Source organism: Gemmatimonadaceae bacterium (assembly GCA_019637445.1).
In the GTDB taxonomy this organism is placed as follows: domain Bacteria; phylum Gemmatimonadota; class Gemmatimonadetes; order Gemmatimonadales; family Gemmatimonadaceae; genus Pseudogemmatithrix.
Genome location: JAHBVS010000001.1, coordinates 1925810 through 1938469, shown reverse-complemented (window position 1 = coordinate 1938469; position 12660 = coordinate 1925810). Strand labels below are relative to the sequence as shown.

Genomic DNA, 12660 nt, shown 5'->3' with positions numbered 1-12660 from the left:
GCCGGCACTATGGCCTCCGGCCGCTGGGAGCGAGAGCGGCGGCGGCGGCAGGGGACGGGAGCAGCGACATCACGCCCCGAGCCCGAACCTCCAGCGCCGCATCGGGCGCCAGGCCTGCGGCGACGTCGGTCTGCACCGACGCCCCCAGCGAGGCAATCTGCGTGGGCGTTGCGCCCCGCAGCATCAGTTGGGTGATCTGCTCGAGCGCGTGCTTCGCGGGGACCCCGCGCGCGACCAACTCGGTGAGCACGTCGAGTGGCATCGCCACCGACTGCCCCACCGGGTACGCGGCGCGGATCTGCTTCAGCATCGGTCCCGGCACGCCCACGGCCAGCGCATCCGCGCCGGACACGAGCTCCGCCTCCGATGTCGAGGGTGCAAGGAGGTCCCGCGCCTGCTCGAGACGCCTGGCCTGCGAAGCCACCGCGACCCGGATCAGCTCCCCGGCCGCCTGCTTCGTGACCCCTTCCTGTGCCTTCGCGATGAGGGGCCGTACCGGCAGCCCCTTCGCCGCCGCCGACGCAATCTCGCGTTCGACGGCCGCGCGTGCCCTCGCGTCGGCGATGCCCGGCACCACCGTCCCCTGCGCAAGCGCGGGAGCGGCGGACGCGCTGGCGAGCACCAGCGCGGCGAGTAGGACTCGATACCGGATCATCGGGCGAAGACCATCACGACAGACCCCTCGTGGCCGTAGTCCGCGTCGCCCGCCTTGGGCGCGCGGGGATCGGCCACGAGCAATGTACCGTCAACCATGAAGGAGTACACGTGCCGCCCTGGCGGCAGGGGTACCGTGGTGGTCCACATCCCGTTCGGGAGCCGCACGAGCTCGTGCGTCCCGTCCTTCCAACCATTGAAATCACCCACCAGCGAGACGGACCGCGCCTCGCCGTGCTCGAACACGAACTCCGTGGGCACGCGCAACTCGGCGGCATCGTAGGCCACGTTCTGTACAATTGGGAACTCGCCCGTCGGCGCGCCGGAGGCCGCCACAGGCTCGGCGGGCGCGTTCGGCGTCACCGCGCCGCGCGTCACGAAACCGACCACCAGCGCGCCGGTTGCCAGCGCGCCAGCCCCAAGGCCCGAGAAGGAGGGAAAGCGCCAGGCATCAAGCATCCGGCGCCACGCTGAGGGGCGCGGTGCTTCCCAGGCCGCCGACAGCAACCGCGCGACGGCGCGCGGGTCGGCCTCGGCGCCGGGGGCGTTCTGCAACGATGCGCGCACTCGATCGATCACCAGGTCCTTCTGCTCCATTTCATCCATCCTTCATGACCTCCGTCAGGCGTGCCCGCAGTACGTCGCAGGCCCGTTTCACTCGCATACGCAGCGCACTCAGGCGGACGCCTGTGATGGCCGCGATATCCTCGTATGGCATGTCCTCCACGTGTCGCAGGAGGAACGCTTCGCGTTGTTCGGCCGGCATGGCGTCGAGGACGCGATAGATCTCCTCGACCCACTCCGAGCTTTCATCCTCCGTCGCGCCGAAGCGCTCCGGCACATCGCCGTACTGGATCACGCTCGAGTGCCGCTTGCGCTTCTCCAGCAGCGTGCGGCAGCGGTTGGCCAGGATCCGGAACAACCAGGGCTCGAAGCGCGCATCGGCGCGGAACCGATCCAGATTCTGGTAGACCCGCACGAACGTGTCCTGCACCGCCTCCTCGGCATCCTCGCGATTGCCGAGCATGTGCAGGGCGAAGCGCAAGGAGCGTTGGTACGTGACGTCCACCAGCTGGGCGAATGCCTGCCGGTCCCCCGCCTTGGCGCGGAGGGGGAGCGTTGGATCGATCGATGAATTGGGCGGGGTGTCGGACATCAGTGAGGTCTTGGGAGGATATCCCTTTCGCTCACCTGCCCGCCACGTCGCACCACCTCGAAGGAGATCGTCTATAGCGTGGTCCGTCATAGTGCGCAGTACCCGTAGGGACCCCGCGATGTCACATTTCAGGCCATGTCCCAGCTCGTGGACCAGCAGGTTGGCAGCCAACCGGCCCTCGACGCGGAAGCCCTTGTCGGCCAAGCCGTTGCGCGGGCGCGCGCTGCCCAGCCCTCGTGGGCGGCCACGCCCGTCGCCGAGCGGATGCGGGTCATTGCCCGGTTTCGCGAGGCGCTGGTGCGACGGCGGCACGAGGTCGCACAGGTCGTCAGCGACGAGATCGGTCGCTCCGCGGTCGGGGCGCTCATTATGGATGTGCTGGTCACGCTGGAGTTCGTGGCCTGGACCCAGGCAAAGACCCCGCGATTCCTGCGTGCCCGTTGGCGTCGGCTTCCGGGTGCGTTGTTCGCCCGCAAGCGCGTGCGCGAGGAGAAGCTTCCACTGGGTGTGGTCGGCATCATCACGCCGTGGAACTATCCGTTCTTCATGCCGGCGTCCTGCGCACTGCCGGCCCTCGCCACCGGCAACGCGGTGGTGCTCAAGCCCAGCGAGCTGACGCCGCGCGGTGGTGCAATCCTCGGCGAGCTGTTTCGAGAGGCGGGCCTACCCGACGGCGTGCTGCAGGTCGTACAAGGCGATGGGCGAGTGGGCGCAGCGCTGGCGCGCGCCGACATCGACAAGATGTTCTTCACCGGCAGCGTGACCTCGGGTCGCAAGGTCGCCGAGGCCTGCGCGGCGCGGCTGGTGCCCTGCTCGCTGGAGCTTGGCGGCAGCGACCCGGCGATCGTGCTCGCGGACGCCGACCTGCAGCACGCAGCGGATGGCATCTGCTGGTCGCGCTTCGCAAACGCGGGGCAGACCTGCGTGGCGGCCAAGCGCGTGTTCGTGGAAGCGTCCGTGTACGACGAGTTCCTGCGGCGGCTCAAGACCTCCGTGGAGTCCGTGCGTGTGGGCGCTCCGACGCGTGACGTCGGCATCGAGATTGGACCGCTGATCCACGACGCTGCGGCCGACCAGATTGGCGGGCAGCTTGGTGATGCGCTGGCGAAGGGCGCACAGGTCTACGCGCAGGCGGCAGCACCGCCGCGCGCGGACGGCGCCTTCTTCCCGCCAACCGTGATCACCGGAGTGGACGACTCGATGCGCGTGATGCGCGAGGAGACCTTTGGGCCCCTGCTCCCCGTGATCAAGGTGCGCGACGCCGACGAGGCAATCGCCCGCGCGAACGATTCGCTCTTTGGATTGTCGGCCAGCGTGTGGACGCGCGACCGCGCGCGCGCCGCGGCACTGGCGCGCCGGCTTCAGTGCGGCACGGTGATGGTCAACGACGCGTCGTCGGTGGTGGGCGCGCCGGACGTCGCCTACGGCGGCGTGAAACAAAGCGGTATCGGCCGTGCACACGGGATGGCCGGCCTCGAGGCCTGCGTGCGAAGCACCGCCGTGGCCGACGACCTGTTCACCGGCTGGCGTCAGCCCTGGTGGTACCACTACGGCGCCAAGCGGCTCGCCCAGCTCGACGACTACGTGGAGTTCGCGCACGGCAACTCTTTGTGGCGACGCCTGCGCGCGATTCCGGGCGTGCTGCGGATGGTGTTTTCCTCGAAGGAGGATGCGTAGGACATGGCCGAGCTGATTCGCGGGATCGATCGTCTCATCGAAGCGCTGCGCGGCGGCTTCACCCTCGTGCTGCTTGTCGGCGTGGCGCTGGCGACAGTGGCCTGGCTCGAGCGCTCGCGCCGCGTCAACGCATTCTCGGCGCTGGCGAAGTTCGCGCGTCGCGTCTGCGATCCGCTGATCGCACCCATCGAGAAGCGCACGGCACGCTTTGGCGGCACGCACGAGAACGCGCCGTGGATCGCGCTGCTCGTGCTGCTGCTCTTTGGCGCGCTCTTCGTCGGCGTGCTCGGATTCGTGCGCGACCTGCTCGTCACCACCTACTACGCGGGCTCCCGCGGGCCGGGTGGCCTGCTGCGGCTCGCGCTTTCGTCCGCCATTGCGATCGTGCAGATCGCCGTCATCGCACGCGTGGTGATGAGTTGGTTCGGCGGCACGTACTCGCGGCTCGGACGCCTCGCGTTCACGCTCTCCGAGTGGCTCCTCGCGCCGCTGCGGCGGGTGATCCCTCCGATCCGCATGATCGACATCACGCCACTGGTGGCGTACTTCGGGTTGTCGTTGCTGCGCGGCGTCGTGCTCGGGTCACTCTAGGCGCGAGCGCAGCGCTGGGATCAGCGCCGCAGCGCGGCCGTCTTTGGATCCCACCAGTTCTCGAAGACCTCGATGGGGCGGCTGCTCAGGTACTCGACCTGCGTCCCCGCACGAACCAGGATGAAGCGACCGTCCGCCATCACGTCGTACGGCGTGTACCAGCTGCGCAAGAGATTGCTGGTCGCCTGCGGGAGCACGAACAGGGACTCCGCTGCAGCCGTGCGGAACTCGGGGCCGGGCTGGACCCGCGCCGCCATCATTACGTTGTCACGCGCACGGACGAAGTAGAGCTCGCGTCCATCCCGGGACCACGCAGGCGTGATCGCGCCGTCCACCGAGACCTGCACCTTGTTCTCGCGCGTCTCCGGGAACGGCCGCACGAAGATTTCCTGGCGCCCGGTCTCGTCCGACTCGTAGGCAATCCAACGGCCGTCCGGCGAGATCATGAAGGCATTCTCGTCATACGGCGTCACGATAAGCGGCACCCGCGTGGTATCCCCATCGAGCCGTACGCCGTAGATGTCGCGACCGCCGGAGACGGCGCCAAGCGCCCCGCGTCGCAGCACCAGCCACTTGCCGTCGGGTGAGATGGCGCCTTCGTTGAGTCGCTCCGCGATCAGGAGCGAGTCGCCGCCGGTTCCGTCCGCGCGCCGCATATGAATGCCGTCATCCATCACATAGGTCACGTAGCGTCCGTCGGGCGACCAGCGCGGGCGTCGTTCCGCCTGCGTGCTGAACGTGATCCGCTGCGCCGGTCCGCGCGGCAGGGACTTCACCCAGACATCGTCGCCGGAGCCGGTGTTCAGGCCAATGGCCAAGCGGCGGCCGTCCGGCGAGAGGGACCAGCCGTGATCGCCGGCGAACTGCGTCACGCGGAAGGTGAAGCTCGTGTCCGGCCGCTCCTCCCTGCCACGGCGGTCAAAGAACGCAAGCTCCAACTCACTCATCTGGGAGTTGCTCCCGCGGCGCGTGACGAGGGTCCCGTTCCTGGACACGGCGAGGTACACCGTGGAACCGACGATCGCGATGCTATCCATCACCGCCACCTCGGGCCCGTTCACTGTGCGTGACCGCAGGTCGAGCGGCTGCACCGTGGCGACGGCGCTCCGATTGACGCTCAGCAGCGCGCCCCCCTCCAGATAGACGGCGATGCGCCGATCCTCGGCCAGCACCTGCGGGTTCTCGCCGTCGGCATCGAGGATCCAAACGTCAGAGCGGTCGCAGGGCGCCAGGCAGCCCATCATCAGGATGCCGCGTCGCCCAGGAAGGCTCGACACGCCCCAGAACTGCAGCGAGTCCGAACGCATCAGTGTGGCGGGCGTGCCGCCGGACTGGCCAACGCGCATCAGGCTCTGGCCGCTGCCGCCGATGTACACGAGCGTCGTATCGTCTTGCCACGAGACGCTGTACGGCACATTGGCTACGCCAGTGGCCACGATCGAACTCGTGCGGCCATCGACGGCCATTCGCCGAATAAAGTCCCCGGTCACATACGCGAGCTGCTTGCCGTCCGGCGAGATCGCAGCTGCGTTGGCGGCGTCCGTGTCGGTGATCGCGACGGGCGCCACGGCATCGCGCCGCTTCATCCACAGCTTCCGCTCGGCGCGCCCGTTCTCCGACGGCCCGAGGTAGATGATGCGCGACGCGTCTGGGGACAGGACGACAAACCCGTTCGGCGTCGGCTGAGCGTTGTTGGGCAGGGCCACCGCGTATGCACTTGGCTGCGGCGTCGCACCCGGACGCATCGCCCCCCAGATACCGAACGCCACCGCCAAGACCAGCGCCGCACCAAGCACCATCACGAGACGGTTGTCCGCACTCCTGGACGCCGTGGCAGTCCCGGCCGTGGTGCGCGTCGTGAAGTGCTCATCGGCCAGCGCATCCGCGAACGCCTTGGCCGTCGCAAAGCGATCGGCCGGCAGCTTCTCCAACGCCTTGGCGAGTGCCGCGGACACGTGGGCCGGCACCGTGCGTCGTAGTGCCGTCACCGGTTGCGCCGTCTCGGCGATGATCTTCATCACGATCTGCTGCGCCGAGCCGCCGAGGTGCGGCGGCTGGCCAGCGAGCATCTCGTAGCAGACGCTGGCCAGCGAGTAGATGTCGCTGCGCCCGGTGATCTCCTTCTCGGCCGTGGCCTGCTCGGGGCTCATGTAGTGCGGCGTGCCGAGCGATAGCCCCGTCTCCGTCATCCGGCCGCCGGCGGCGGCGCTCACCGCGAGTGCGATGCCGAAGTCCGCCACCATCGGGCGGCCGTCGTGCAGCAGGATGTTCTCCGGCTTGATGTCGCGATGGATCACACCTTGCCGATGCGCGTAGTCGAGGGCGTCGGCCACGTCGCGCGTGATGCGCAGCGCCTCGTCCACATCCAGCTGCGTCTCGCGATTCAGCCGGTCGCGCAGCGTTTCGCCCTGGATGAAGGGCATCACGTAGAACAGAAAGCCCGCGGCCTCGCCTGAATCGAAGAGCGGCAGGATGTGCGGATGCTGCAGCGCCGCCGTTGTCTTGATCTCGGTCACGAAGCGCTCGGCGCCGAGCACGGCGGCGAGTTCCGGCTTGAGCACCTTGATGGCGACCTTGCGCTCGTGCTTCAGGTCCTGCGCGAGGTACACGGTGGCCATCCCGCCCTGCCCAAGCTGCTTCTCGAGGCGGTAGCGGTCCGCCACGGCGGCAGCGAGACGGTCCATCGCGGACTCGGCCATCAGCGACCCGAGCGCGCGAGTGCCGGCGCCGTCGGCGCGGCACGCCGATGCTTCGACCGCTGCTCGTAGGCGAAGCCGAACGCGAGGAGTTGCTGTTCGCTGTACGGCCGACCCAGGAACTCGAGCCCTGCCGGCATGCCGTTCGGTGCGAAGCCAGCCGGCACCGTGAGTGCCGGATACGCAAGCGTCGGGCTCAACCCGCGATTGTCGCCAAGACCGTAGCCGTCGGTCGGCCGCGGATTCGTCATCACGTCCTCGGCGATGACCGTGGCCGGCGCGTCGAAGGTCAGGTAGATGATCGCGTCGAGCCGTTGGTCGGCCATCGCCTGCAGCACTCCGGTGCGCACGGCCTCGCGGCGCTTCATCACCGCCAGATAGCCAATGTCGTTCGTGCTCTGCCCAGCGGAACCGTAAAGGCTGCGGGCACGCCAGGGCACGACCTCACCGCTGGTGAGGATGTCCGCCAGCGTCTTCACCGGCGCGTTCGGATGCTCGGCGAGATACGCGTTCGTGGCCGCCTCGGTCTCGTAGTCGTTGCCACCACCACCGCGTTGACGCAGCACGGGGATGTCGAGCGAGTCCACGATCTCGGCGCCGAGGGCGCGGAGGTCGGCGACGGCTGCAGTGAAGAGGGAGTCGAACGCCGCGAATCCCTCCGGGTCCCGCGCACGCTGCGCGGAATCGCGCGGTGTGCGGAGGATGCCCAGTCGCACGCCGCGGAGTGCATCGGCCTTGAGCGCGGTGGAGTAGTTGGCTGGCACCCGTCCGTACGACTCTGCGGTGACCGGATCCTTGGCGTCGTAGCCGGCAATGACTTCAAGCACGCGTGCCGCATCGGCGACCGTGCGCGTCATCGGGCCCATCGTGTCCTGCGTGGGGCTCGCGGGCATCATCCCGAAGCGGCTGATCAGGGGCAGCGTGGGACGCAGGCCCACGAGGTTGCTCACCGCTGCGGGGCCGCGGATGGATCCGCCCGTGTCCTCGCCGATGCCGACGAGGCCGAAGTTGGCGGCGACCGCGCTGGCCGTGCCGCCCGAGGAGCCGCTGGGGTTCCGTGTGCGGTCGTAGGCGTTGCGGATGATGCCAGCCGACGAGCTCACGTAACGCTGTGCAAACTCGCCCATCGTCGCCTTGGCGATCACGATTGCGCCGGCGGCCTGCAGTCGCAGCACCGTGGTCGCATCACGCTCGGGCGTGAAGTCGGCGAAGAGCTTCGAGCCGTAGGTCGTCGGCATCGAGGAGGTCTCGATTTGGTCCTTCACGACGACGGGCACGCAGTGCAGCGGCCCCATCGGCTCGCGGGCGCGGCGTGAGGCGTCGAGCGAGTCGGCGATGGCCAGGGCCCGCGGATGCACGTTCTGGATGGCGTTGAGCGCAGGGCCTTCCTTGTCGTACGCCGCAATGCGATCGAGATACGCCTGCACGACCTCGCGGCAGCTCGTGCGATTGGCACGAAGCGCAGCGTGAAGCGAGGGGATGGTGGCTTCCATCACGTCGAATCGCTGCGCCTCGAGTGGGAGCGCGAGGAAACTCGCCAGAAGCAGCGGCGCGAGCGTGGCGGCAGTGACTAGTCGGGAGCGAGGCATCGGCGCGGGAGCGGGGGGCGGGCGTCGTGAACCGAGCCAAAATGCGCGCACGGACGTCGATGCGCGAGCGGCGCTATCGTTCAGCCTTCCCGTCCCTGCCCAGCGTGCCCCTCTCCATCTCCCCGATCGCCGACGGCGTCCGCGTCACCGTCCACGTCCAGCCGCGTGCCCGGCGGCCGGGCGTTCGCGGCCTACACGGAGACGCGCTCAAGGTGCACGTCGCAGCGCCGCCCGTGGACGGCGCGGCGAACGCCGCCGTGATCGAGACCCTCGCCGAACACTTCGGAATCGCGCCGCGCGCCGTGACCATCATTGCTGGTCACGGCGCGCGTCGAAAGCTCGTGGAACTGCTCGGCGTGACCGCCGAAGCGGTCAGCGCTGCGGCCGGAACGTGAAGCCGAAGAGCAGCGAGGTCTCGGACATCGTGTTCTTCACCGACGTGCCGGGGATCGCCATCGGGCGGTACATCGCGCCCTCGATGTTGTTCTCGAAGGCCTGGTAGGCGCCGATGTTCAGCTCGACGCCCGGGCGAATCGCGAAGCCGACGCCGCCCGTCACGTGCTGCTGCACGATGGCCGGCGCCGGGATGTTGAACATCGACTGCTCGTCCGGGATCGGGTTGCCCGTGTAGTGGTAGCCGCCGCGCAGCGTCACGCGGTCGCTCAGCTTGTACTCGAGACCGGCCGCGACGACGGCGATGTCCTCCCAGCCGAAGCCCTGCACCGAGAAGTCGGCGTTGTAGCCCTTGTCCTTGAAGCCTTCGGTGCTCGAGTACGTGATGTACTTGGCGTCGAGGCCAAGCTGCAGCTTCTCGTTCGGCGTCCAGGCGATGCCGGCGCCGTAGATGGCAGGCACGTCCATCCGGAAGCTGAAGCTGCGCGGCTCGCCGAAGTTCGGCAGGTTGGGATTCGCACGTTGCGACTCGAACTCGAAGTCGCTGAAGGTCTGCGGCGAGGTGTAGGCGAGACCGACGCTGAACGTGGGCGTCACGTCGTACTGCAGGCCGACTTGCACGCCGAAGCCGAACACGGCGTCCGAGGCGGCCGCCGACGGATAGTAGGCGCGGTCATCGGCGGTGCCGGGCGTGGCGTCCGGACCCGGATCCACGTCGGGCGCGGCAATCGGCATCGGCGTCACGGCCAGCGACGACCAGTTGATGTTCGCGGCGACGCCGAGGCGCAGGCGATCATTGACGGACCAGGCCACGGCCGGTGCGATCTTCATCAGCTGGAAGTTCGAATAGACCTGACCGAAGCCGTTCGGGGCCGGCATCAGGATGGGATTGGTCGGGTCCGCGGCGTAGTTCACGCCGAAGCCGCCGATGCCGAGTCCACTGAGTCCGATCACCACGCGATCATTGAGCTTGGTGGTGAAGCCGAAGGCCGGGATCGGCGTCCAGTCGCTGGTGCTGGTGGTCGAGCCGCTCATTGCGCCGAACGACGAGGCAACCGTGCGCTCCGGCTTGAGCAGCTCGAAGCCGAGTTCGATGTTCGTGCCGTCGAAGGCGGCGAGACCGGCGGGGTTCACATAGGCGGCGCCGAGGATCGAGCTGTTGGCGGCGATGCCAACGCCGCCCAGCGCGGAATTCACGGCACCGACGCCGTGGAGCAGATGCCCGTCCGTCGCGCGTGCGAGTTGCGGCACGACGGCAAGCGTGAGGGCCGCAAGGGCCAGACTGCGGAGCGATCGCATTCGTGCGTCCTTCGGTGCGCGTCGCACCGAGTGTGGGTGGGACGTCGCGTGCGGCGTCACGGGGCGTTCCGGACGCGACGGAGAGCGCGTTCCAGATGGGGCGCCAGTGCGGCGTCCTCGGGAAACGCACGGTGGAAGGCGCCGGCCACGTCGGCACCGGCGCTGCGTACGCCGGCCTGGCGCAGCCAGAAGGCGCGGTAGCGCTCCGCCCTGGCGGGCAGCCGCGCGTCGAGAAGCGATGCACCGCATCGAACGGCGGCGACGCCGCTGCGGCGCGCTACCGAAGCCGCAGGACCATCGATGCGCTCCGCTTGGACAGCGCGCGTCACGGCGGGATAGCAGACCTCGCGGACGAAGGCCAGCAGCGGCGCCTCGGCGTCGGGATCATCGGCAAAGAGACCGACCGCCACGATGTTGTCGCGACGGTCGGCGGTTCCGGCGAAGAGACGGCCCTCAGGACCGATGCCTGCGGCGATGATGAGCTGGCCTGCATCGAGCCGCTCCGCCGAGAGCCAGGCTGCGAGCGCCGGGAGGAATTCGTTGTCCAGCGACTGCTGCAACGTCGGGAGCAGACGTGGGTCCGCGGCCGGCAACGCGACGCGCTCGAGCGCGTTGGCGAGCGCCGGGAGCGCGCGCTGTCGAAGCGGCGCGGACATCGCGCGTCGCAGTGCAGCGACCACAAGCGTCGCGCGTGGCTCGGGCGCGCTGGCGTCCGCGGCGGCGATGCGCAACGCCGCGGCCATTGCGGCGCGATCCCCCGACGGGTGGTAGAGCGGAACGAAGTGCAGAACCTCGCTCTCCCGAGTGTCGGCGAGTGTGCGGGCGAGGCCGGGGTCGGCCGCTACGCCCGGCCGCGGGGACGCTGTCAACGGGAACGCAGCGGGACCGGACACACGGAGCGTGGCGAGCAGGTCGAACCACGCGTTCGCGGCATCGGGCGCCGCGACCTGCCACGCTGCGGCTGATCCGGCGCTGCGATCGGCGGGCGCCTGCCGAGTGGGCTGCGCCCCCTGCGCGGCCACCGCGAGGGGGCCGAGCAGCAGCAACAGTCGGAACAGCGTCGCTGGCCGAATAGATATATGACGATATCCGCTCATCGTGATATCGTATCATAGGAGCAACCTGGGCTTCCGGCAAGAAGGCGCGGCCCCACACGCTGTACGGATTCTCGGACACGAACACGACCCGAACCGCTATCTTTCGGCGCCCACCCGTCGTTCCTCTAGGGAGATTCTCAGCAGTGGCCACGATCCTCCAGCGCCTCCCCGTCGGGGAGCGCGTCGGCATCGCCTTCTCGGGCGGCCTCGATACCAGCGCCGCGCTCCACTGGATGCGCGCCAAGGGCGCCGTGCCCTACGCCTATACCGCCAACCTCGGCCAGCCGGACGAGACCGACTACGAGGAGATCCCGCGCAAGGCCAAGCAGTACGGCGCGGAACTGGCGCGGCTGGTGGAGTGCCGCCACGAGTTGGTGGCCGAGGGCATCGCCGCCATCCAGAGCGGTGCGTTCCACGTGAGCACCGGCGGACAGACCTACTTCAACACCACGCCGCTGGGCCGCGCCGTCACCGGCACCATGCTGGTCGCCGCGATGAAGGAAGACGACGTCAACATCTGGGGCGACGGCAGCACCTACAAGGGCAACGACATCGAGCGTTTCTATAGATACGGGCTGCTCACCAACCCGGCGCTCAAGGTCTACAAGCCCTGGCTGGATCAGGCGTTCATCGACGAGCTTGGCGGCCGCAAGGAGATGTCCGAGTATCTCGTGGCGCAGGGCTTCGCCTACAAGATGAGCAGTGAGAAGGCCTACTCCACCGATTCCAACATCCTCGGCGCCACGCACGAGGCCAAGGACCTGGAGTTCCTCGACAAGGGCATGCACATCGTGCAGCCCATCATGGGCGTGGCGTTCTGGAAGGACGACGTCGCGGTGAAGCGCGAGACGGTGAGCCTGCGCTTCGAGGATGGCACGCCGGTGGCGATCAACGGCAAGTCGTTCGGATCGCTGCTCGACCTGTTCTACGAGGCGAATGCGATCGGCGGGCGGCACGGGCTCGGGATGAGCGACCAGATCGAGAATCGCATCATCGAGGCGAAGAGCCGTGGGATCTACGAGGCGCCGGGAATGGCGCTGCTGTTCATCGCCTACGAGCGCCTCGTGACCGGCATCCACAACGAGGACACGATCGAGCAGTACCGCCTGCACGGCCGCAAGCTCGGCCGCCTGCTCTACCAGGGGCGCTGGCTGGACCCGCAGGCGCTGATGCTGCGTGAGAGCGCGCAGCGTTGGGTGGCGCGCGCGGTGACGGGCGAGGTCACGCTCGAGCTGCGGCGCGGCAACGACTACTCGATCATGGACACCTCGAGCCCGAACCTCACCTACAAGCCCGAGCGCCTCACGATGGAGCGCGGCGAGGAGTTCTTCACGCCAGCCGACCGCATCGGGCAGCTCACCATGCGCAACCTCGACATCGTGGACACGCGCGAGAAGCTTGAGGTCTACACCAAGGGCGGCCTGCTGCGCGGCGGCACGGGGCACAGTGTACCGCACCTCAAGGGCGCGGCGGAGGAGTCGAAGTAGCGCGAGGGTGTCGGCGCGCGG

Annotated in this window: 11 protein-coding genes; 4 read left to right on the top strand and 7 right to left on the bottom strand. The window is 68.7% G+C overall.

Annotated features, from left to right (window positions below; genetic code table 11):
- Positions 1–7: 7 nt before the first annotated feature.
- The 3 genes from KF709_08660 to KF709_08650 are packed head-to-tail and all read right to left on the bottom strand — an operon-like array spanning position 8 to position 1810.
- Entirely contained in the window at positions 8–655 is a 648-nt protein-coding gene (locus KF709_08660) for a hypothetical protein (GenBank protein MBX3174473.1), read from the bottom strand.
- Positions 652–1260 (bottom strand): isoamylase early set domain-containing protein, encoded by a 609-nt coding sequence (locus KF709_08655; GenBank protein ID MBX3174472.1) that lies wholly within the window; start codon positions 1258–1260, stop codon positions 652–654. Before KF709_08655 ends, KF709_08660 begins: the two co-directional genes overlap by 4 nt.
- Positions 1253–1810, bottom strand: coding sequence for an RNA polymerase sigma factor (locus KF709_08650; protein ID MBX3174471.1), 558 nt, complete (start codon positions 1808–1810; stop codon positions 1253–1255). The genes KF709_08655 and KF709_08650 overlap by 8 nt, the downstream gene beginning before the upstream one ends.
- Positions 1811–1945: 135 nt before the next feature.
- Between KF709_08650 and KF709_08645 the strand changes: the two genes are divergently transcribed.
- Both KF709_08645 and KF709_08640 read left to right on the top strand, forming a co-directional pair.
- Positions 1946–3487, top strand: a complete 1542-nt coding sequence (locus KF709_08645; protein MBX3174470.1) for an aldehyde dehydrogenase family protein — start codon at positions 1946–1948, stop codon at positions 3485–3487.
- A gap of 3 nt (positions 3488–3490) precedes the next feature.
- Positions 3491–4078: a YggT family protein gene (locus KF709_08640; protein MBX3174469.1), complete on the top strand. Its 588-nt coding sequence runs from the start codon at positions 3491–3493 to the stop codon at positions 4076–4078.
- Between the two features lie 20 nt (positions 4079–4098).
- Here KF709_08640 and KF709_08635 read toward each other — a convergent pair whose 3' ends face one another.
- Together KF709_08635 and KF709_08630 are read right to left on the bottom strand one after the other, a co-directional pair.
- Positions 4099–6762 (bottom strand): serine/threonine-protein kinase, encoded by a 2664-nt coding sequence (locus tag KF709_08635; protein MBX3174468.1) that lies wholly within the window; start codon positions 6760–6762, stop codon positions 4099–4101.
- 14 nt (positions 6763–6776) lie between these two features.
- Positions 6777–8363: an amidase gene (locus KF709_08630; protein ID MBX3174467.1), complete on the bottom strand. Its 1587-nt coding sequence runs from the start codon at positions 8361–8363 to the stop codon at positions 6777–6779.
- A gap of 41 nt (positions 8364–8404) precedes the next feature.
- On the opposite strand from KF709_08630, the gene KF709_08625 reads away from it, so the two are divergent.
- Positions 8405–8758 carry a DUF167 domain-containing protein gene (locus KF709_08625; GenBank protein MBX3174466.1) on the top strand — a complete coding sequence of 118 codons (354 nt, stop codon included), beginning with the start codon at positions 8405–8407 and terminating at the stop codon, positions 8756–8758.
- Here the strand turns inward: KF709_08625 and KF709_08620 are convergent.
- Together KF709_08620 and KF709_08615 are read right to left on the bottom strand one after the other, a co-directional pair.
- Complete coding sequence (locus KF709_08620; protein MBX3174465.1) at positions 8736–10055, bottom strand: outer membrane protein transport protein; 1320 nt, start codon at positions 10053–10055, stop codon at positions 8736–8738. The two genes, KF709_08625 and KF709_08620, sit on opposite strands and share 23 nt — an antisense overlap.
- A gap of 56 nt (positions 10056–10111) precedes the next feature.
- On the bottom strand, positions 10112–11152 hold the full coding sequence (locus KF709_08615; GenBank protein ID MBX3174464.1) for a hypothetical protein: 1041 nt from the start codon (positions 11150–11152) through the stop codon (positions 10112–10114).
- Between the two features lie 143 nt (positions 11153–11295).
- Between KF709_08615 and argG the strand changes: the two genes are divergently transcribed.
- Complete coding sequence (argG, locus tag KF709_08610) at positions 11296–12639, top strand: argininosuccinate synthase (protein MBX3174463.1); 1344 nt, start codon at positions 11296–11298, stop codon at positions 12637–12639.
- The last annotated feature ends 21 nt before the right edge of the window (positions 12640–12660 follow it).